Annotated in this window: 23 protein-coding genes and 4 tRNA genes; 13 read left to right on the top strand and 14 right to left on the bottom strand. The window is 54.2% G+C overall.

Features of this window, described 5'->3' with window-relative positions; translation table 11 throughout:
* Window positions 1-130: 130 nt before the first annotated feature.
* Complete coding sequence (locus tag ACP7CZ_RS26765; RefSeq protein ID WP_283553850.1) at window positions 131-1162, top strand: hypothetical protein; 1032 nt, start codon at window positions 131-133, stop codon at window positions 1160-1162.
* A 303-nt stretch (window positions 1163-1465) separates the two neighbouring features.
* Here ACP7CZ_RS26765 and ACP7CZ_RS26760 read toward each other — a convergent pair whose 3' ends face one another.
* Window positions 1466-1690: a hypothetical protein gene (locus ACP7CZ_RS26760; protein ID WP_426175460.1), complete on the bottom strand. Its 225-nt coding sequence runs from the start codon at window positions 1688-1690 to the stop codon at window positions 1466-1468.
* Window positions 1691-1952: 262 nt separating this feature from the next.
* Window positions 1953-2183, bottom strand: coding sequence for a hypothetical protein (locus ACP7CZ_RS26755; protein ID WP_283553852.1), 231 nt, complete (start codon window positions 2181-2183; stop codon window positions 1953-1955).
* Between the two features lie 290 nt (window positions 2184-2473).
* On the opposite strand from ACP7CZ_RS26755, the gene ACP7CZ_RS26750 reads away from it, so the two are divergent.
* Window positions 2474-3136 (top strand): DUF4145 domain-containing protein, encoded by a 663-nt coding sequence (locus ACP7CZ_RS26750; RefSeq protein WP_426175458.1) that lies wholly within the window; start codon window positions 2474-2476, stop codon window positions 3134-3136.
* Window positions 3137-3179: 43 nt separating this feature from the next.
* Window positions 3180-4955: an anti-phage dCTP deaminase gene (locus tag ACP7CZ_RS26745; protein WP_283553854.1), complete on the top strand. Its 1776-nt coding sequence runs from the start codon at window positions 3180-3182 to the stop codon at window positions 4953-4955.
* Between the two features lie 272 nt (window positions 4956-5227).
* Here the strand turns inward: ACP7CZ_RS26745 and ACP7CZ_RS26740 are convergent, their stop codons facing one another.
* On the bottom strand, window positions 5228-5770 hold the full coding sequence (locus ACP7CZ_RS26740; RefSeq protein ID WP_426175456.1) for a hypothetical protein: 543 nt from the start codon (window positions 5768-5770) through the stop codon (window positions 5228-5230).
* A gap of 862 nt (window positions 5771-6632) precedes the next feature.
* Here ACP7CZ_RS26740 and ACP7CZ_RS26735 point away from each other — a divergent pair.
* The 6 genes from ACP7CZ_RS26735 to ACP7CZ_RS26710 all read left to right on the top strand — a co-directional run bounded on the left by ACP7CZ_RS26735 (window position 6633) and on the right by ACP7CZ_RS26710 (window position 9531).
* Complete coding sequence (locus tag ACP7CZ_RS26735; protein WP_017529439.1) at window positions 6633-7049, top strand: DUF5681 domain-containing protein; 417 nt, start codon at window positions 6633-6635, stop codon at window positions 7047-7049.
* The gene (locus ACP7CZ_RS26730; RefSeq protein WP_426175454.1) at window positions 7046-7477 is read left to right on the top strand and encodes a hypothetical protein; all 432 of its coding nucleotides are present in this window, start codon (window positions 7046-7048) and stop codon (window positions 7475-7477) included. Before ACP7CZ_RS26735 ends, ACP7CZ_RS26730 begins: the two co-directional genes overlap by 4 nt.
* On the top strand, window positions 7464-7682 hold the full coding sequence (locus ACP7CZ_RS26725; RefSeq protein ID WP_426175452.1) for a hypothetical protein: 219 nt from the start codon (window positions 7464-7466) through the stop codon (window positions 7680-7682). Before ACP7CZ_RS26730 ends, ACP7CZ_RS26725 begins: the two co-directional genes overlap by 14 nt.
* On the top strand, window positions 7679-8512 hold the full coding sequence (locus ACP7CZ_RS26720) for a hypothetical protein (RefSeq protein ID WP_426175450.1): 834 nt from the start codon (window positions 7679-7681) through the stop codon (window positions 8510-8512). Before ACP7CZ_RS26725 ends, ACP7CZ_RS26720 begins: the two co-directional genes overlap by 4 nt.
* A gap of 69 nt (window positions 8513-8581) precedes the next feature.
* Window positions 8582-8926 carry a hypothetical protein gene (locus ACP7CZ_RS26715; protein ID WP_426175448.1) on the top strand — a complete coding sequence of 115 codons (345 nt, stop codon included), beginning with the start codon at window positions 8582-8584 and terminating at the stop codon, window positions 8924-8926.
* Between the two features lie 8 nt (window positions 8927-8934).
* Complete coding sequence (locus tag ACP7CZ_RS26710; protein ID WP_426175446.1) at window positions 8935-9531, top strand: tail assembly protein; 597 nt, start codon at window positions 8935-8937, stop codon at window positions 9529-9531.
* Window positions 9532-9540: 9 nt separating this feature from the next.
* On the opposite strand, the gene ACP7CZ_RS26705 is transcribed toward ACP7CZ_RS26710, so the two are convergent.
* Window positions 9541-10518, bottom strand: coding sequence for a hypothetical protein (locus ACP7CZ_RS26705; protein ID WP_426175444.1), 978 nt, complete (start codon window positions 10516-10518; stop codon window positions 9541-9543).
* A 122-nt stretch (window positions 10519-10640) separates the two neighbouring features.
* On the opposite strand from ACP7CZ_RS26705, the gene ACP7CZ_RS26700 reads away from it, so the two are divergent.
* Window positions 10641-11252, top strand: coding sequence for a recombinase family protein (locus tag ACP7CZ_RS26700; protein WP_058410850.1), 612 nt, complete (start codon window positions 10641-10643; stop codon window positions 11250-11252).
* On the opposite strand, the gene ACP7CZ_RS26695 is transcribed toward ACP7CZ_RS26700, so the two are convergent.
* Window positions 11253-12122 carry a DUF2971 domain-containing protein gene (locus tag ACP7CZ_RS26695; protein WP_426175441.1) on the bottom strand — a complete coding sequence of 290 codons (870 nt, stop codon included), beginning with the start codon at window positions 12120-12122 and terminating at the stop codon, window positions 11253-11255.
* A 112-nt stretch (window positions 12123-12234) separates the two neighbouring features.
* Window positions 12235-12311 (bottom strand) — tRNA-Arg (locus ACP7CZ_RS26690).
* Window positions 12312-12635: 324 nt separating this feature from the next.
* Here ACP7CZ_RS26690 and ACP7CZ_RS26685 point away from each other — a divergent pair.
* Window positions 12636-12863, top strand: coding sequence for a hypothetical protein (locus ACP7CZ_RS26685; RefSeq protein ID WP_236454981.1), 228 nt, complete (start codon window positions 12636-12638; stop codon window positions 12861-12863).
* 10 nt (window positions 12864-12873) lie between these two features.
* Window positions 12874-13053 carry a PA3371 family protein gene (locus ACP7CZ_RS26680; RefSeq protein ID WP_034128463.1) on the top strand — a complete coding sequence of 60 codons (180 nt, stop codon included), beginning with the start codon at window positions 12874-12876 and terminating at the stop codon, window positions 13051-13053.
* Window positions 13054-13174: 121 nt separating this feature from the next.
* On the opposite strand, the gene ACP7CZ_RS26675 is transcribed toward ACP7CZ_RS26680, so the two are convergent.
* Entirely contained in the window at window positions 13175-13399 is a 225-nt protein-coding gene (locus ACP7CZ_RS26675; RefSeq protein WP_103299870.1) for a hypothetical protein, read from the bottom strand.
* A gap of 49 nt (window positions 13400-13448) precedes the next feature.
* On the opposite strand from ACP7CZ_RS26675, the gene ACP7CZ_RS26670 reads away from it, so the two are divergent.
* Entirely contained in the window at window positions 13449-13775 is a 327-nt protein-coding gene (locus ACP7CZ_RS26670; protein ID WP_003193592.1) for an Arc family DNA-binding protein, read from the top strand.
* Window positions 13776-13875: 100 nt separating this feature from the next.
* Here ACP7CZ_RS26670 and mgtE read toward each other — a convergent pair whose 3' ends face one another.
* The 7 genes from mgtE to alaS form a co-directional block, all read right to left on the bottom strand.
* Window positions 13876-15318, bottom strand: a complete 1443-nt coding sequence (mgtE, locus tag ACP7CZ_RS26665; protein ID WP_003193593.1) for a magnesium transporter — start codon at window positions 15316-15318, stop codon at window positions 13876-13878.
* A gap of 348 nt (window positions 15319-15666) precedes the next feature.
* Window positions 15667-15743 (bottom strand) — tRNA-Arg (locus ACP7CZ_RS26660).
* 72 nt (window positions 15744-15815) lie between these two features.
* Window positions 15816-15892: transfer RNA gene (locus tag ACP7CZ_RS26655), tRNA-Arg, on the bottom strand.
* 108 nt (window positions 15893-16000) lie between these two features.
* Window positions 16001-16091: transfer RNA gene (locus ACP7CZ_RS26650), tRNA-Ser, on the bottom strand.
* 62 nt (window positions 16092-16153) lie between these two features.
* Window positions 16154-16342 carry a carbon storage regulator CsrA gene (csrA, locus tag ACP7CZ_RS26645; RefSeq protein ID WP_003175645.1) on the bottom strand — a complete coding sequence of 63 codons (189 nt, stop codon included), beginning with the start codon at window positions 16340-16342 and terminating at the stop codon, window positions 16154-16156.
* 174 nt (window positions 16343-16516) lie between these two features.
* Entirely contained in the window at window positions 16517-17758 is a 1242-nt protein-coding gene (locus tag ACP7CZ_RS26640) for an aspartate kinase (RefSeq protein ID WP_294171788.1), read from the bottom strand.
* Between the two features lie 99 nt (window positions 17759-17857).
* Entirely contained in the window at window positions 17858-20476 is a 2619-nt protein-coding gene (alaS, locus tag ACP7CZ_RS26635; protein WP_014719590.1) for an alanine--tRNA ligase, read from the bottom strand.
* Window positions 20477-20619: the final 143 nt, after the last annotated feature.

Genomic DNA, 20619 nt, shown 5'->3' with positions numbered 1-20619 from the left:
CAACGCAAATGGGTGGTCAAGTGGGGTGCAATTTCGCAGTTTTTGAGTGTGAGCGCGTCAATCAGCGGTTAAAGGGGATTAAGGTCTGAGATGCAAGGCGGTGTAGTTCGGACGCTTACAGAATAACTGAATGAGTCAGGGTAATTTTTTTGCAGTTGGGTCTGCTGAGTTCTCAAAGGCTTGTGAATTAGGGCTTCGGCCGGCTGTAGCATTCCTTGTTCTTGCCCGAGGCACCCTGAAAGACCATTCCACAACTGCCTGGAGCGCCCAAGCGGTCTTTAATTATACGGGGATGGCATGGAGGCGAGCATCCGAAGCGATTGATGCACTAATCGACGCGAACCTTGTGGTTGTGACAAAAGCAGGAAAGAAACCCCGCTATAAGCTCTGTAAGCCTAAAGAGACAGCAGATTTCCTTTGGCTACCTAACGAGCTCATTGATGGCGCAGGCAGCGAGGTACCGCCCCTCCGTCGGCTTAGAGAGAGAGGAGAGCTATTCCTCTTCCGTCGATTCATCGAGCTTTATGGCATACAGGACCTGACGGCTGACGGTGGACTACCCCGAACGTTGGTACGCACAAACTATTCACGAGAGAAAATATGCCCAATCGGAACGCTCGTCGCCTACGGGTATAAAGCGGCCGAGACCACATCCACAGCTAAGGGAATTTTCGCCGATTGCAATGGACTAGAAGATGAAGACGGAAATCAGGGTGCATGGACGGTTTTGAACCCTCTTTTAAAGATGGGGCTGATTGAGCAAGCGACCTATATGGTTGAATCATCCGATTATGAATCGGAGCTACTTTACCCTCTGAACGACCTAACGAAAGAAGCCACTTATGGTCTCCTCCCATATTTTGACGCTAATGGAGGGGCAGGCTTCGCAAGCAAGATCGAGAAATTCTTACCGTTGGTAGGCGTAGCAGTCAGAGATTTAAATGACCCATCACTGATAGGTGTTTATCGACTGGTCTATAGACCGAAAACCGCCAAAACCACTGTTTGGTACGCCACAGAACAGGGTCTGACGGAGCGGTTTGTTCAGGGAATGAACCGTTTGCTTGGCCTTGATGTTGATATCAATGGTTTTCAAGGTACCTCAATGGAAATCAATGGGTATCAAGGAGCGGTAAGTGTTGATATCAATGGTAATCAATGAGACGTAAGCACAGCTGCGCACGTTGTGCGCTCGACAAGAGGTCTGCTATGAAATCATGGGAATACGCGTTTGCTCAGATCGGCTCCAAGGACGACCGCAAAACTCGCCCAGCCGGTAATCGCCGAATTTTGCCAGGAGGATGTGTGTTGATTGCCTTTCCTCGAAAGCGAGTAATCAATTCGCGAGCTGACTAATCAATCACATAACGCTGCATGAAGAGTCGAAACAAGCAGAATGCAAAGGGCACCACCCTGTGACGGGGTAGTGCCCTTGATGCTACGAAGGTTTCGTTGCTTATCAGCCCTACTCCAACACCAACGCGCGGTAAGGCTGATCGCCGCCCAGGTCATCCGAGCCGAACAGGGCCTGATTGACGGCCTTCCTACTCTCAAGCAGACGGTCATGCTCATCGTGAGTGCCAATGTCCGCCGCAACCCACTCAGGGAGCTCCTTGCGGCGCCGCATCTCGTTCAGGTGCGTCCACCACCGGGTAGCGTGGCGACGATCTGCCAGGATGAGCTCTACCACTAAGGTTCGTTGCTTCTCGTCGAAGAGGGGCAGGTGTAAGGCGCTAGAGTCGCCTACCTCAGTGCCTACCGAGCCCTCCCCTTCAAGTTCGGACTTATCTTGGCCTTTCAGGGCGTTACTGATATTTTGGTAAAGTCGCATGACGTGTCTCTCAAGGTTGCGTCGTGTGATCGCCAGGCGGCTGTTAGCGCAGCGGCCTGGCACCTCTTCTGAGATGGCCCAAATCTGGACCATCGATTCGATCGGCTAAGGTTTTAGCCAATTACTGCTTGCCCTTCTCGCTGATCCAGCCTGCTGCCCAGCTCAGCGGGTCTTTCGACTCCATCGGTTCCAGTGGCTTTCCTGCTCTTGCTGCCCTAATCCCCTCCTTTGCCGTCTCTTCGTGAATCCAGACCGTTGTCCGTTTGTAGCCTGCAGCCTTCTGCCGTTCGGCGAAGTCCCGCTGCCGATCCGCACCGGTCCTCTTGCCAGCCGCGCTGTTCGAATCTTCCATCCCTCTCCCCTGTTAGTGCTGACGCTAAAGGATAATGCCACGCTGTTAGTGCTGACACAAGCGAGCAATGCAAAATATTTGCTGCCCCCAAATCTGGGGGATCTGCCCGGCAGAGATAACACGGGTTTGCGTGGCATCTACCGAAATCCCGGTAGTTTTGCGAGAGGGTCGTAAAAGGGTTCCGTTCCTACAATCAACATCAGCTAGAAAATTCAACGCTATTGCTAATACACAGGAAGGCAAGCGAGTATCGATGCAGAAAAATCGCCAAGACGGAAAGGGAATTGAACATGACGAGGCTTTTGGAAAAACGGTTCGGCGAACTTGAGGTGCAACTCGAAGCCATCGAGGCAACCAAGCGGATGGAGCAAGGCGCTTTGAGTGGAGCCCCATACCCGCACATTAAGGCCGACCTAATTCTTAACTGGACTGTCAAAGCGAAGTCGCTTTTATCCAATGCGTGTGGCGAAAAATCGCTTCACTTGGCCACTTTCATCGAAGCGGAGAAGCCGCGCGCATACTCAAACAACTTCGAAACGCTCCAGCGAGTTAAGGCCGTCTTCCTGGCTGCCAAAGAAGATTATGAAGGTGGCTACCTCAACAGCGTTCGCAACCTGGTGCAGGCAGAAGTGTTCTCCAGCGAACTGGAGCAAGCCGAGGAACTGCTCAAATCAGGGTATGCAACAGCTGCAGCGGTAATCGCAGGTGTTGTCCTTGAGACGACTCTGCGCGATCTGTGTTCTACCCATGAGCTAGAGCACGGTAGTCTAAACAAAATGAACGATGACCTAGCTAAGATAGGCGCATACAACGCCAGTCAGAAAAAGCGGATCACCGCATTGGCTGCCATCCGCAACAGTGCCGCCCATGGTAAGCCAGAGGAGTTCACGGCCGCGGATGTGAGGGGCATGATTGATGACGTGGAGCGCTTTCTCACTACAACGCTTCAGTGATCAATACTCCCCCAACACCTACTCCTGAAGGAACAGAAACTAAATGAAATTAATATTTCCAGAAAGCTTTGATGACCTTAAAGCCAAATTGACAAATGTGGGTGGTGAATGGGACGAAACACAACCAGGAAAAAAGGTGCTTCGTTTGGATGGCGGAGTGATGAACTGGTTTGAAAGCACTGGCACTGTTCAGTTCCAAGGAAAGCTGGACAAGAAGGAAATTCTAGAGCGCCTTGTTACTGCCGCGTTAGCTCCAGAAAAAGATCTTCCTCCAGCCATTGAATCTCCTCCAGCAGCCATCATTGAACCTAAACCTGACCCTTCGGATGACGTAGCATCTCAGCATCTAAAAGGAGTTTTCACGGAGTCCGAAATAATAATAGGTATTGTTAGTGCAGTGGGTACAGAATCAAGCCGTGTAATAAGCCCCCTAAAGGATAGAATTTCGCAATTTGGTTATCATGTTGAAGAGATCAAGATCTCATCTTTACTCACACCTCCCAGCACAAACACGTCTGGAACATCTGAATACTCCCGTATAAAAGGTTTAATGGGTGTTGGCGACAAGCTTAGGGAAACTACAAAAAATAATGCAATCCTGTCATACGGGGCAGCCAAGAGCATAAGAGAGAAACGAGACCCGCGAAACACCAAAAGAGCTTACATTATAAACTCCTTAAAACACCCAGAAGAAGTTGACTTACTACGAAAAGTCTACGGCCAAGGATTCTACCTATTCGGCATTCACTCTGACCCCAAAAGGCGGCTTCATTACCTCATCAACGACAAAGGCTTGACTCAATCAGAAGCGGTTGAACTCACAAAAATTGACGAAGATGAAAACATCACTCATGGGCAAAGAACAAGAGACACTTACCATCTAGCTGATTTTTTTATAAACCTAGGAAAAAATGATGACCAGGTTAAAAATACACTCCAACGCTTCCTAGAGTTGATACTTTCACACCCCTATAAAAATCCGACATTTGATGAGTTCGCTATGTTTATGGCGTTCTCTAGCTCGGTTCGTTCGGGCGATCTATCCCGACAGGTGGGAGCGGTCATAACCAAGGATCGCCAGATAATTGCAACAGGCGCCAATGACTCTCCTAAGTTTGGCGGAGGACTTTATTGGGCTGAGACCGATGAAAATAGCGGTACCGTATCCGATACACCTCAAGGCAAAGATTACACCCGAGGGGAAGATTCCAACAAATCGGAACAGACAGAAATAATAAATGAGATCCTGTCTGAAATAGGCCACCTTAAAAACGACCAAGAAGTATCAGATAACTCTTACAAAGAAATACAATTTATTCTTGAGAAGAGCCGAATCAGAGACCTTACAGAGTTCGGCAGGGTGGTTCACGCGGAAATGGAGGCACTTCTTTCTTGCAGCAGATCTGACATAAGCAGCGCCGCGTCCGATTTATATTGCACAACATTCCCTTGCCACAATTGCGCCAAGCACATTATCGCAGCTGGGGTAAAACGCGTCATATATGTAGAGCCATACCCCAAAAGCAAAGCACTCGAGTTTCATTCAGATTCAGTGGAATTGAATACAACACTTGAGGCATCTAAGACTTCACTCAATGTTATATTCGAGCCATTTACGGGCGTGGGCGCAAGAAGATTCCTTGATTTCTTCTCTATGAATCTTGGCTCTGGAAGCAAATTAAAAAGAAAAAACAAGGATGGAACAGTTATCGACTGGGACAAAAGCAAAGCAAAAACCCGAGTTCCATTACTCCCAATATCATATTTAGATGTTGAAGCCAAAGCTGCTGTTTTTTTTAAATCAGAGACAAGCTCTTAAAAATGCATCCACTCCGCTTTGGAGAGGCCTCTCTCCAAAGCAAAACTCTCTTGCAAATAACTTAAAACACCTAAAAATTTCGTCAACCAAAATTATCTCACCTTCCCATTAACGCTCCCTTTCTCTTCCCGTTACTTTCTTGCCTAACTGAAGACCGTACCTGACAGCAGGCAAGAGCAGGCGGTGCTGTGACAGCAACACCCTCACTCAAATGTGAGCACATCTGCTCACATTGCTAGTGCTCGATATCTAAAGACCAGCGGCCCTTACTCCTAGTTGGATGCTATCGCTCGCTCTACGAACGCTCTTAGGCAGAGGCCGGAGGTGAGGAACTGATCCAGGAACACAACTTGACCGCCCTGCTGATAAGCGGTGTTCAGCGGTCCTTTCTTAGCGTCCAAGGTGAGAACAACCGACTCGAAGGATCGGGAAGCCAATGCTACATCTGCTTCATTAGGATAAAGCCTTGATTTAGCTTTCATGCGCGCACCTAACGTACTCCGCTGCTGCGCCATGAACGCCAACTCCGCCTCGCTTGCGAAGCAGCCCTGATCGAACCCCCCATATCGTTGTTCATCCGCCGGCACAGACTCGTCGTAGAAACCGAATAACGGAACCGTCTTGACGGCTCTCTGGACCGTTGTGTTGATGAAGGTCTTCAGCTCAGCCTTCTCCTCGGGGATTGGTGGTATCTCAAACTCCGCTTCCCGGGTCATGCAAAGACAGTACTGGTTAGCTGGAAACTCTGCGGTTAGATCTATTTGATGGTCGAACAGTAGATTCCAGACATTTGCGTCAATATAAACGCTGATCATGTGCGCGCTCCTCGCGGTCGTTAGATCGCTGTCTTGTCAAAACATTTGGAAAGGACAATGCCAGCCTAGCCTTAGAATCTTGCCGTGCCGAGTGAGACGTTTCGGTCTAAGTGGGATGGTTTGGTCTCACTGAGACGTTTTGGTCTATCTGGCAGATCTGGGGTCGTTCCGGTGTTATCGGTACTCAGCCCGAGTATTGCGAGACAGACCATATGAGCCGAATCGGACCGTACGGCCTGACTGGCCGGTAACGCTTCTAACGTTACCTTACCGTTACCTGGCGTGTGTCAAAGCCTGACAGCAGGCCGGAACAGGCACGCGACACGGTGATCCACCACTGGTGGAAGATGCGTCCAAATCTGGACGCATCAAATCCGCGCCACGTTTTCACATCTCGCAAAACGTGGCGCGGAAACCTGACATACCGAAACGGTAGGTCAGCCCTCCCCTCTCCATCCTCAATCTGAGGACGGACTGAGCCGAAAACCCGGCTTTGTATCACTTTGCCTACCGCCGACTTAGTGCAACAAAATCCCCCTCTCCAATCCCGCCGAAACCAACTATTTCAGTCCCGTTCAATCCCGTTCCGTGTAGCACATGAGGTGCACCTAAAAAGCACTGGATAAATGATCAGATCATGCCTAATGTGAGTTTTTGAGCCACTCAAAACCCCATTCGAGGCCGCATCTATGAAAACAACTAAGCCCGCCCGAGGACGCCAGCACAAACCAACTCGCTCCGAAGTTGCTGCCGCCTGGGGCCGCCTTCGCGAAGCCGCAGCCGACGGAAGCGTTCAAGCATCCGCCCTGCTGATAGCGCTCGCTGAAAACAAACCGGTCATCGCTATGGAATCGCCCACCGCATGACTGATCGCGATAAAGCCGGCAAATGGAAGCCGGGGCAGTCAGGTAATCCAGGTGGCCGTTCTGGCCAAACGCAGGAGCTGCGCGCCCGACTCGCCGAAGGTGCAGACGCCGTAACAAAGAAGGTTCTGACAGCGGCCAAGAAGGGCGATATGCAGGCGTGCCGTCTGATCCTCGAACGCTTGGTACCGCCAATCAAGCCAACTGCCGAGACCGTGTGCTTCGACCTGGACGACACAGACCTGCCCAGCGCAGCCAAATCAATCCTTCGCGCAGTTGCCGCCGGCGAACTACCGCCCGACCAGGGCAAGGCATTGATCGAAGGGCTAGGCGCTGTTGCCCGGGTCATCGAAGTTGCCGAGCTACAGAAGGCCGTCGAAGAACTCCGCGAACAGATGGAGGGAATGCGGCAATGAGCATTAAGTGGATGCGCGCCGAGCTCAAGCGAATTGCAGAAAAGATCGGCGCCGAAGACGAAGAAACAGTGCTCGTAATGTTGACGGTGGTGGACTGCAGGGTTGACGCGGTTGAGGAGGAGATGGACTACCCCAAGACAGTGGGCCACTCCTTCAACTATCCCGTCCTCGGCGTACAGACTGTCATGCACTTCCCACTGTGCACCATGAACAGCTATGACGCGGCCAATCTTGCAGAGGCGTTCATTCTCCACGTGCGCGCAATTGAAAGCCTCCGCCGTCCCGCTCCGGTAGGTGTGATGGATATGCGGCCATTCCCAAGTTCTGGTGCCTGGATTTTCCCGCCGCTGGCTGATGGGCAAAACATCAAAGAGCACGTCGCAGAACAGTACCAACTGATCATCGAGGCCCGCCATGAACATTCGTAACCAGATGGCAAAGCTGCGTCAGCAGTCCGGGCTCACTCAGTTCAATCGCGACGTGCGAGAGATAAGCGCCCTTATGGACGAGTTGCACGCCGCAGGAGCCGGCGGCGGCACCCAAGAGAGCGTGTCCCTATTCGAGATCCTGAGCGAAGCCTCAGACCAAAAAACGGCCGAATCACGGCCAGACAATCAAAAGGTAACCCAATGAAAATCGGCAAACGATCCGTCCTCAAAGTTGGCTTGGCCAACCTCCATTACTCCGAATACGAGCACTCCAAGGTAGAGGCAAGAACATTCAATATTCAGCGACCCGATGGCACCAAAGGCACCTGGCAGGCCGGTGGCTTGCTGAAGTCGGTTCGCCATTTGCAGGGCTTGGCGCTGGAGACTTTCAAGGACCTTGGAGAAGAAATTCTCTCGATTCGTGGAAACAAAGACCTCAACGCCGCGGCCATCGAGCGCAAGGGCAAGGAGCAGATCGACGGGATCATTCCTGCCTTGATGCCGGCTATGGAAAAGGCGGCAAAGGATATGCTGACGCTGGCCCAAACAGTGGTCAACGGCTTTGCTCCGGTCACGCCTCGCGCAAGCTCGGACGTTGTTGGCTTCCTGGCTGATCAGGAGCTACGAGCCATCGTGCGGAGCCTTAAGCCGGAAGAGCGCCAGCGACTGGTCGCTGAGGCGCGTGCAGGTAGTCATCCCGACGTTGTAGAGGCGGTGCTCAGAGCAAACCCAATGCTTTCCGGGCTATCGCCAGAGGCGGCTGACAGCCTTTCGCGTGCAGGTATTGCAGCGTCCCGCGCCGAGGACATTGAAGGGCTCAAGCAGATGCTAGCGATCTACGATGACGTGCTGACCACCGCCTCCAATGCTGGTGTCGCACTGAGCGGTATGGTCGCCAATTCGAATGGGTACACCGGCCGGTTTGAGAAGTGGCGATCGGGCTGTGAGGGCTCCGAAGCACTTCGCGAATGGCTGGCGAAGATGCCCACTCGCACCTCTGCAAAAGCGACCCCTGATCAATCCGAAGCGGCCTAACTGAGCATCCGTGCGCTGCGCAAGTATTGGTAGCGCCGATCAGCCGGCTGATTCTTTGAGTAAGAAGACATGACGTTTCAAGAGCGCTTTACCGAGGCGTGCAAAATTCAGAAATTCAAACCCTACGAACTGATCCAGGGGCCAGACGCGGGCTACACGGTGTGGGAGGTCCAGCACGTCATCGGCGGCCAGCAGGTGACCGTGGACGGGCCATTCTTTACCGAGGATGAGGCCAGGGTTTCGGCCGATCTGCTGCGGGGCACATTCAGCGGCGCCCGGGCCAGCGAGACGATCTACAACCGGGTGTGGAACTACGACCCGCGCCAGGAGCAGCTGACCATCGATCAGGCGCATATGTCGCGCGCTGTGCTCGCCATTCGCCTTGGTCTTCCCGCCCCTTCCACCAATCCATAGGAGGCCCCATGGCCGCTACAGCAATTGAATACGCCCCACTCACTACCATCAAGCTGTGCGGGCAGCTACGGCAGTTCGGTAAGTCCTACCAGTTCTCCGTCCGCACGACGGCCGAGGCCATCAAAGCACTGTCAGTGCAGATCCCAGGGTTTGAACGGTTTCTGTCTAACGCAAAGTCTCGCGGGCTCGTGTTTGCCGTGTTTCGAGGCAAGAAAAATATCGGGGAGAGCGAGCTCACCTACCAAGGACAAGGCGACATCATCATCGCGCCTGTGATCGTTGGCAGTAAGCGCGCAGGGGTTTTGCAAACGGTCGTCGGTGCGCTGCTTATAGCTGCTTCATTCTTCACGTTCTGGGCGCCTCCAGTATCAGCCGGCCTGTTTGCATCTGGCGTGGGTATGGTCGCCGGCGGCGTAATCCAAATGCTCAGCCCCCAGGCTGGCGGCCTCAAGACGAGCGCCGCGCCCGAGAACACGCCGGGCTACGCCTTTGGCAGTGCCAAGAACACCACGGCATCCGGCAACCCTGTTCCGCTCTGCTACGGCAAGCGACGGGTAGGCGGCGCGATCATCAGCGCCGCGATTTATGCTGAAGACAGGACCTAGCGAGTATTCCTATTCGGATTTCTTCGCTGCCGCAGAAGCAACCTCTATGGCCTTTTCCATTACTTTTCCAGCCGCGCCTGCAACTGCCGGGTCTACTGAACTGGGATCATGTTTAGAAAAGGCACTCTGACCCGAGATGTTCCAATGGGCAAACGCCTCCTTGACCTGTTCCCACTCGGCATTTGCTCCGTATGTATCGAGGTAAAACTCTCCGAACCGTATTGCGTGTGCTCGCTCACCCACCTTCAGAGATTCGTGCATATACGAGTTGCTAAAGATGAACGCATACCTAGCAAGGGCTACGCAGACGCCGACTACAATCAAGCCTCTGAATAGATGGAAGAAGTAATATCCTAATCCGGCTGCTGAGGCTTGATGATACGAATCTGAACTACTCAACATTGTGACTACGGCTATGGCTACACCTGCCAGTAGAGCAGCGGCTCCCCCTACCGCCCACCAATTGGCGATTCTATGAAACCGGCCTTCCTTGTCACCTAATAGCGTCAGGGCTGAACCGACGAAACGTTTGGAGTTGTCTTGCAGAGTTTGCTGAGATTCCTGTGTAAGACGGATTCTTTCCTGCTCAAGCGCGCGGGCTAAAGACTCTAAATCACGCCTTTCTTCAAGGTATTCACGCCGCCGATCGTCGATTTGCTGTCGTTCAACCTCGAAATTCCGCTCAAATTCTTCCTGGCGTTTAAGAAATGCTTGCTCCTGCTCGATCAAATTTTGCTGACGCTTGTCCCAAGCATCAGCTAGCTCGCGCTCGCGCCTTTCAAGCATTTTTTTGTCCTGCGCCGAGCGACGATCAATCATCTCCTCGCGCTGGACCAACTGACTGCGAAGTTCGTCTAGCTCTTTTTCCCTCGCCGCTAGGGCAGATCGAATCTGGTCTCGTTGCAGTTGGTCTGGGGTATTCCAAGGATACTGACTCTCCGCCATAAACACTCCCTTGCTGGCAAAATGATGTCTGATATCAATCATATCTTGAAGTATGCCTATCCAGATACAGGCTTATTTTGCCTTTTTCGGGCTTTTCGCTTGATAAGTAACACCCATAGTGCAACAGTATTAGTACAACGCCCTAACTGATACAGGCACCCATCATGTTCATCCGCGCATACCTCCGAGCATCCACCGAAGAGCAAGACGCCGGCCGCGCCCGGGTTTCGCTCGAGCAATTCGCCAGCGACCATAACAAGGTCATCGCCAGCGTATACCTGGAGAACGCCAGCGGCGCCACAGCCGACCGGCCGGAGCTGCTCCGCCTGCTGAAAGATGCGCGCAAGGGTGACGTGCTGCTGGTGGAGTCGATAGATCGCCTATCCCGCCTGCCAGTGGAGGACTGGCAAAAGCTCAAGGCGGCAATCGACTCAAAGGGCCTACGCATTGTCGCGCTCGACCTGCCGACCAGCCACCAGGGAATGCGGGATACCAAGGGCGACGAGTTCACAAGCCGGATGCTGGGCGCAATCAACTCAATGCTGGTGGAAATGATGGCGGCTATTGCACGCAAGGATTACGAGCAGCGCCGCGAGCGCCAAGCTCAGGGCATCGAGAAGGCTAAAGCTGCTGGTAAGTACCAGGGCCGGCCGGTCGATGAGGATCTGCACAAGAGGGTAAAGGAACTACTGGCCGCTGGGTTAGGCATCCGGGCCACCTCCAGACACGCCAACTGCTCCACTACAACCGTGCTACGTATCCGAGGTACGGTTTGATTACCAATTATTGAACGGGATGGCCGAAGACGTCACGATGTCGGCGCTATAGCCATACCGCTCAAGTAAAATCTGCGCAGCCTTCTCAGCGCGCGGCTGGTTTGGATTCGGACCGACAATCACTCGTTTGAGCGCATGAGGCTTCGTCTTGAGCAAATCGAGTGAAATGAAGGGTATGACATATGATGGCCCAGGCCGGAAGCAGACTTCCTGTTCAGGCTTACTAGCGATGATTCGCCACTCAGCTTCCTCATGAAACCCTTGATGCTTGAACAGCGACGCAAGACCCGATAGAAGCTCACAAGCCTTCTCTATAACCCGATCGCCATCAGATTTAAGCTCGTGCTCCAGCTTTCGTCTGAGTTCGTCCATGGCGTCGAGCTTTTCATCGATCGGAAGAGAATAAAACTGCTCTTCCGAATACGGTATCGACGGAAAAAAGTCTTTGGCGGCAGAAATTATGCTCGCGACAGCTCCAAGTTGGTCAGCATACTCGTAAAGACATTTCTCTAGCCTAATGCCCCGCTCCTCGCAGTACTCAGCGATCAATGCTTGGTCAAAACCGATGCAGTAGCCGCTTCCACCAGGGCAGTATCCCCGCCACTGACTTAGCAAGTCAGGCTTCTCACTGAACGATGAGACGTACAGATCCTCCCCGTGCATATGATCCAGGCTGTGGTAGAGCGCGGCCCCGAAGAACTGGGAGTAATCGTCGTCATATGCACGGCTCGCCATTGGCTGAGCAAGCGCCAGTGCATGAACGAATTCAGTGGGATCGTTTAGGAAATGGGTGTTGGTTGCCCATACAGCTTGGCTGCCAAGAATTCCGAGCAATCCATGTTGGCTGGTGTAGTGGTAGAGAAGGCTCATTTAGCGCTCAACCTCAAAGGACATGAGTACGCACTGCAATCCGTTTGCTGTCACCTTGCTGTCACAGCGCAATCAAGAATCTAAAGTTATTGCTTGAAGGCCTTGAAATATATGGTGTCCCAGGGCCGGTTCGAACGGCCAACCTTCCCCTTAGGAGGGGGATGCTCTATCCAATTGAGCTACTGGGACAAATGCCAAATGCTTACCCGGAAGGGCTAGCGACAGACGGCGTGCATCTTAACGGCCGAGGCTGGTTTTGTCATGTCGTCCGTTGGCATTTTGAATGTAGGCCGATCCCTGCGAATGCATTCAAAGCCTCTCGCTGCAGTCCAAAGCCTTCAGATGTATCGTGCAAATTGCACTGCGCCAATATGCCATCATTGCAAACTGCAACCTCAAAACCCCACAAATCAAATCTAACTCTTTGTTTTTATTGGCCTAATAGGTTGGCACGACATCTGCAAAGTCATATATACACAACCAATCGTTTCAGGCACCGTGGAGACCATGACTATGAACAGCGCCCTTCTATTAGCACTGAACGCTGTGGCACTGGCCGCGGTGGTGACGTTTCATTTTCAGCCGACCAATACTGAAGACGGCGCGCAAATCAGCCAAGCCATTCCCCACCATCTGCAACAGCGCCCTCAACTCGCACTGATGACTGCCAACCCCCAGCCCCCCATCCGCCTGACCCAAGAAACCCAATCTGCCCCAGCGGCCGAGCATTGGATTTTCTGAGAAAATATTCATGTCCAAATCTGCCTGGTTATTTCTGTGCCTGACCCTCATGTCCGCCGCACTAGGCCTGGGAGCCACCTCACAACAAGCTCAAACCCTAGCCTTCGTCGCAAGCGCCGTGCTGGGCAGCCTACTGATAATTGCACTCATCAAGGGTCGCCGAATCAAATTCGATCCACTCCTTCGCTAGCCCTCCCCGCCGCCCCTTCTCCCTACCTTATGTCGCCTGACACTCGTAAATAGCCGAACAGCTACTAACCTTAAGCTTGCGGGCAAAAGGCCATACCCCTATAGAAAGGACACCCTTCGACTCAGATTCCGCGCTGGCCTGAACGAAGGTTGCCGAGCTTCGCTGCAGCTGCGGGAAATTTTTCCAACCAGTCCGCAAAAACGCAAATCAGTACTGGCATAAAGCCTTTAGGCGGTTCAATATTTGTCACAGAATTGACGCCAATGAAATGGCAAATCTGAGGCATGATGCGGCCTCTTTGCAATTCGCGTTGAACTTTGGTCGTGAGCCTTGTCTTAACACTCATCTTGCGGCCAATTCCAGAAACCGCTCCCCTGAACTAACCGGTTAAATATATGCGCCCATTGAAACAGGCAATTTATTCCAGCCGTACGGCTGACAAATTCGTCGTACGTCTGCCAGACGGAATGCGGGAACGCATTGCCGAGGTGGCTCGCAATCATCACCGCAGCATGAACTCCGAAATCATCGCACGCCTGGAACAAAGCCTTATTCAGGAAGGTGCCTTGGGTGAAGAGTTGAGCATGCGCCTGGACAGCCCCGAGCTGTCACTGCACGAACGCGAACTGCTGCAGCGTTTCCGTCAGCTCTCCCACCGCCAGCAAAATGCTCTCGTCTCGCTTATCGCGCACGACGTGGAGGCGGCCGCAGAAGCCAATTGATTGACACCTGAAAGCCGAAGCCAGCCCTGTGCTGGCTTTTTTTGCGTCGAGTTTGGGAATAAGAAGCAAAGCGAGGGCAGGTTTGCCCCCGCGGGAAGGGTCAGAGCAGGAAGATCGTTGCCAGGCCCAGGAAGATGAAGAAACCACCACTGTCAGTCATGGCCGTGATCATCACACTGGCACCCATGGCGGGATCGCGACCTAGACGCGCCAGGGTCATGGGGATCAATACCCCCATCAAGGCCGCCAGCAACAGGTTAAGGGTCATGGCCGCAGTCATGACCACACCTAGGGACCAACTTCCGTAGAGCAAGTAGGCCACCACGCCAATCACGCCCCCCCACACCAATCCGTTTATGAGGCCTACAGCCAGTTCCTTGCGCAACAGCCGTGAGGAATTGGCGGTACTGACCTGGTCCAGCGCCATGGCGCGCACGATCATGGTGATGGTCTGGTTCCCGGAGTTGCCGCCAATGCCCGCCACAATCGGCATCAACGCCGCCAAGGCAACCAGCTTCTCGATGGAGCCTTCAAACAACCCGATCACGCGAGAAGCGATAAACGCGGTAATCAGATTGATAGCCAGCCAGGCCCAGCGGTTATGCAGTGAACGCCAGACCGACGCGAAAATATCTTCCTCTTCACGCAAACCCGCCATGTTGAGGACTTCGGTTTCACTTTCCTCACGGATCAAGTCGACGATTTCATCGATGGTCAGACGACCGATCAACTTGCCGTTCTTATCTACCACCGGAGCCGAGATCAAGTCGTAACGCTCGAATGCCTGGGCCGCGTCGTAGGCATCTTCGTCCGGGTGGAAGCTCACGGTATCGCTGGCCATCAGGTCAGCAACTTTTTTCTCCGGATCATTGACCAGCAGGCGCTTGATCGGCAAAACGCCTTTGAGGATGCCCTCATAGTCGACCACAAACAATTTGTCGGTGTGGCCGGGCAACTCTTTGAGGCGGCGCAGGTAACGCAGCACCACTTCCAGGCTGACGTCTTCGCGGATGGTGACCATCTCGAAGTCCATCAGGGCGCCGACCTGATCCTCGTCGTACGACAGCGCGGAACGCACACGCTCACGCTGCTGAGTGTCGAGCGCTTCCATCAACTCATGGACAACATCACGGGGCAGCTCAGGGGCCAGGTCAGCAAGCTCGTCCGCATCCATCTCCTTGGCGGCAGCCAGGAGTTCGTGGTCATCCATGTCGGCGATGAGCGTCTCACGCACCGAGTCCGATACTTCCAGAAGGATGTCACCGTCGCGATCAGCCTTCACCAACTGCCACAGGGTCAGTCGGTCATCCAACGGCAAGGCTTCAAGAATGTAGGCGACGTCGGCGGAGTGCAGGTCATCGAGCTTGCGTTGCAACTCGACGAGGTTTTGCCGGTGAACCAGGTTTTCGACGCGGTCGTGGTTCGGACCTTCCTGGCGGTGCGTGAGGTCTTCGACCACGCGCTGGCGCTGCAGCAGCTCGATAACTTGAGCCAGACGATCCTGCAGGCTTTCTTGTGTTTTCTTTACTTCTACTTCGGTCATAGGCGAACTCCACTCCCAGCAGCGGGGCACGCCGGAAGGATCAATCAGTCAATTCATGATTGGTAAAACGGGGTACTGAGTAACTACTGGGTAAGTCCATGGAGGTATTCCACAAGCCCCGGCGGGGCTGACGGGCGCATGATACACCGCCCGGACGTTTTAAACGTTAAAAAACTGGAAAGAACAAGCGCTTGCACGCCAAAGCTCAGTATTGGCTGCATCTATGAACTGCGACGACGCAGACGCATGGGAAAACACATGAGGAGGGAGAAAAAGGAGGACGCCGGATAAAGCCTATACAAACCCCAGACGGCAAAAAGCCCGCACTAGGCGGGCTTTTTGTTTGTATGGTGCACTCGACAGGATTCGAACCTGTGACCGCTCGGTTCGTAGCCGAGTACTCTATCCAGCTGAGCTACGAGTGCAGATTGTGTTTTTAGACCAGATCACAACTGGTTGAAGCCAAGCTACCTGCATCGCTGCAACTAACTCTTAAATGGTGCACTCGACAGGATTCGAACCTGTGACCGCTCGGTTCGTAGCCGAGTACTCTATCCAGCTGAGCTACGAGTGCATTTGTTGCCGCGCATTATAGGCCGTTCAATCTCTATGTAAAGCTATTTTTTCGAGTATTTTCAACAACTTACCGAAAAAACCAGATTGCAACGTACTAAGCAAATAATGGCGGAGAACGGGGGATTCGAACCCCCGACACCCTTTTGAGGTGTACTCCCTTAGCAGGGGAGCGCCTTCGGCCACTCGGCCAGCTCTCCGCAACACGGGGCGTATATTAACCACGTTCCTCCCCGTTTGCAAACATAAAAAACGATAAAAATTAAAGGCTTGGTTCTTCGTCCTTCTCTTTCTTGATCCGCAGGTAGATTTCCTCGCGGTGGACCGCCACCTCTTTCGGAGCGTTAACCCCAATACGTACTTGATTGCCTTTGACGCCGAGCACGGTCACAGTGATTTCGCCATCACCGATAATCAGGCTTTCTGCGCAACGACGAGTCAGAATCAGCATACCTTTCACCTCACGCATTTCAGTTCAGGAACAACAGTCTGCAAAAAAAAAGCATTCGACCTACAACCAAAAGGTCGTAGCCCTACTCGCTAAGTATTGTCGAGCCCATGCAAAAGACCATGTACCCCACAAAAAAATGAAAGGCGCGGTAAACCGCGCCTTCCTGGCAACGCATCACTCGCCCTGTCGGGCCGGAGCATCCAACTCAAAAGCCGTATGCAGCGCGCGTACAGCCAGCTCCAGGTACTTCTCTTCGAGGACGACCGAGACTTTGATTTCCGAGGTGGAAATCATCTGGATGTTGATACCTTCTTTGGCAAGAGCCCCGAACATACGGCTGGCAACGCCAGCATGGGAACGCATGCCCACCCCGACGATCGACACCTTGGCAATCTTGGTATCGCCGACCACTTCACGGGCGCCAATCTCGCTCGCAGTGTTCTGCAGGATTTTCAATGCTGCATCGTATTCATTGCGATGCACGGTGAAGGTGAAATCGGTGGTGTTGTCGTGCGAAACGTTCTGCACGATCATGTCGACTTCAACATTCGCATCGCTGACAGGCCCCAGAATCTTGAAAGCCACGCCTGGGGTGTCTGGCACGCCACGGATCGTCAGCTTGGCTTCATCGCGATTGAAAGCGATGCCGGAAATGATCGGCTGTTCCATGGATTCCTCTTCATCAATAGTAATGAGGGTGCCCGGACCCTCCTTGAAGCTGTGCAATACGCGCAGCGGAACGTTGTACTTGCCGGCGAACTCCACCGCGCGAATCTGCAACACCTTGGAACCAAGGCTGGCCATTTCCAGCATTTCTTCAAAGGTGATCTTGTCAAGGCGCTGGGCCACTGGCACGACGCGTGGGTCAGTGGTGTAGACGCCATCCACATCGGTATAGATCTGGCATTCGTCAGCCTTGAGCGCTGCCGCCAGGGCCACACCGGTGGTGTCCGAACCGCCACGACCCAGCGTGGTGATGTTGCCGTGCTCATCCATGCCCTGGAAACCCGCTACAACTACCACACGGCCTGCTTTCAGATCAGTGCGAATTTTCTGATCATCAATCTGCAGGATCCGCGCCTTGGTATGTGCGCTGTCTGTAAGAATGCGCACCTGACTACCAGTGTAGGACACCGCTGGCACGCCACGCTTGTTCAGCGCCATGGCCAACAGCGCAATGGTTACCTGCTCGCCCGTGGAGACAATCACATCCAGCTCGCGCGGCAGCGGCTGTTGATCACCGCTGATGGCCTTGGCCAGATCGATCAGGCGATTGGTCTCGCCACTCATGGCCGACAGCACCACTACCAGGTCATCGCCAGCATCGCGGAATTTCTTAACCTTGTCGGCGACCTGCTCGATTCTTTCGACAGAACCGACCGAGGTGCCTCCAAATTTCTGTACGATCAAAGCCATTTCCAAGCAGCCTCAGCCCGTAAAGGGGCGCCTAATTTCCAATCCACCCGCACTGAACAAGCCCGTGACTAGACAGACCACGGGCCGGTTAACAGTGCTTTAAATACCTGCCTCGACAAATGGCACGGTCAAGGCCAGCGCCGCGTCCAGGGCTGCGGCATCGACACCACCGCCTTGCGCCATGTCCGGACGACCACCGCCCTTGCCGCCCACTGTCGCAGCGGCTTGCTTCATCAAATCACCGGCTTTGAGTTGGCCAGTCAGGTCCTTGGTTACACCAGCAACCAGAACGACCTTATCCTCATGGACACTGCCGAGCAGGATCACTGCGCGGCCGAGCTTGTTCTTCAACTGATCGACCAAGGCCAACAGCGCCTTGCCATCCTGGCCGTCCAGGCGCGCAGCCAGGACTTTTACGTCCTTGACGTCAACCGCCGCGGCCGACAGGTCATCGCCCGCAGCGCTCGCCGCCTTGGCCTGCAACTGCTCCAGCTGTTTCTCCAGCGCACGGTTGCGCTCCAGCACGGCGGACAGCTTGTCGATCAGGTTGTCGCGGCTGCCCTTGACCAGGCCGGCCGCTTCCTTGAGTTGTTCTTCGGCCGCATTGAGGTAAGCCAGGGCCGCAGCACCGGTTACCGCTTCAATACGACGTACGCCCGAGGCCACACCACCTTCGCTGATGATCTTCAGCAGGCCGATATCGCCGGTGCGGTTGGCGTGGATGCCACCACAGAGTTCTACCGAGAAGCTGCCGCCCATGCTCAGTACGCGGACTTCGTCGCCGTACTTCTCGCCAAACAGCGCCATGGCGCCTTTATTCCTGGCGGTCTCGATATCGGTTTCTTCGGTTTCAACCGGGGTATTCTTGCGAATCTCGGCGTTGACGATGTCTTCCAGGGCCTTGATCTGCTCAGGCTTGATCGCTTCAAAGTGGCTGAAGTCAAAACGCAGGCGCTGGCTGTCCACCAACGAACCTTTTTGCTGCACGTGCTCGCCCAGTACCTGGCGCAGTGCGGCATGCAGCAAGTGAGTAGCCGAGTGGTTCAACGCGGTGGCATGCCGTACGTCGGCATCGACCTGGGTGTCTACCGGTGCGCCCACGGTCAAGTTGCCCAGCACCAGCACACCGTGATGCAGGAAAGCCCCGCCGGTCTTGGTGGTGTCGCGCACATCAAAACGACCGGATGTCGAGCTCAGGAAACCGCAATCGCCAATCTGGCCACCCGACTCGGCATAGAACGGCGTCTGGTCCAGCACCACAACCGCCTCTTCACCTTCGCTCAACACGTCGACCGACTTGCCGTCTTTATAGATGGCGACGATCTTGGCCGAGCCCGCAGTGGCTTTGTAGCCGGTGAACTCGGTCGGTACGTCAACCTTGACCAGGGTGTTGTAGTCCAGGCCAAAGGAGCTGGCCGAACGTGCGCGCACGCGCTGGGCTTCCATCTCACGCTCGAAACCGGCTTCGTCGACGGTCAACTCACGCTCGCGGGCGATGTCGGCAGTCAGGTCCATCGGGAAACCATAGGTGTCGTACAGCTTGAACACCACATCACCCGGCACCACGGTGCCTTTGAGTTCAGCCAGGTCCTGTTCCAGAATTTTCAGGCCATGCTCCAGGGTCTTGGAGAACTGCTCTTCTTCAGCCTTGAGCACCCGCTCGATGTTGCTTTGCTGTTGCTTGAGTTCCGGGAAGGCATCGCCCATCTCGGCAACCAGCGCGGCCACGATCTTGTAGAAGAAGCTGCCGGTAGCGCCCAGCTTGTTACCGTGGCGGCACGCACGACGGATGATGCGACGCAGCACGTAGCCACGGCCTTCGTTGGAAGGCAGCACGCCGTCGGCGATCAGAAAACCGCAGGAACGGATGTGGTCCGACACCACCTTGAGCGAAGACTGGCCTTCATTGGCGCAGCCAATGGCTGCCGCCGAGGCGCTCAGCAGGTTGGTGAACAGGTCGATTTCGTAGTTGGAGTGAACGTGCTGCATCACCGCACTGATCCGCTCCAGGCCCATGCCGGTGTCCACCGACGGTGCCGGCAGCGGATGCAACACGCCATCGGCGGTGCGGTTGAACTGCATGAACACGTTGTTCCAGATCTCGATGTAACGGTCGCCGTCTTCTTCCGGCGAACCTGGCGGGCCACCCCAGATATCGTCGCCGTGATCGTAGAAAATCTCGGTGCACGGGCCGCACGGGCCGGTATCGCCCATGGTCCAGAAGTTATCGGACGCGTAGGGCGCGCCTTTGTTGTCACCGATACGGATCATGCGCTCGGCAGGTACACCGATTTCCTGGGTCCAGATGTCATACGCTTCATCGTCCGTCGCGTACACGGTGACCCAGAGCTTTTCCTTGGGCAGCTTCAGCACGCCGGTGAGGAACGTCCAGGCGAACGTGATCGCGTCTTTCTTGAAATAGTCGCCGAAGCTGAAGTTACCCAGCATCTCGAAAAAGGTGTGGTGACGAGCGGTGTAGCCGACGTTTTCCAGGTCACTGTTCTTGCCGCCGGCGCGTACGCACTTCTGGCTGCTGGTAGCGCGGGTGTAGGCGCGCTTTTCCTGGCCCAGGAAGCAGTCCTTGAACTGGTTCATCCCCGCGTTAGTGAACAGCAGGGTTGGGTCATTGCCTGGGATCAAGGAGCTGGAGGCTACACGGGTGTGACCTTGCTCTTCGAAGAAGCGAAGGAAGGCTTCACGGATTTCTGCGCTTTTCATTAGGTTCTTCCACGGAGGCTGCGGCCAAAGGCCAGTGCGCAACATCATCAGACGGAGCGACGGCAAAGGGCCGCATTATATCGGCCCTTTGCCGGTGGTACAGCGTGTTTATGTGATAGAAACAGTCAATTAGACGGCCTGCA

This window comes from Pseudomonas sp. DWP2-2 (assembly GCF_049897065.1).
GTDB lineage: Bacteria > Pseudomonadota > Gammaproteobacteria > Pseudomonadales > Pseudomonadaceae > Aquipseudomonas > Aquipseudomonas paracarnis.
The sequence above is the reverse complement of the archived record's forward strand: the minus strand, read 5'-3'. Positions and strand labels throughout refer to the sequence as shown.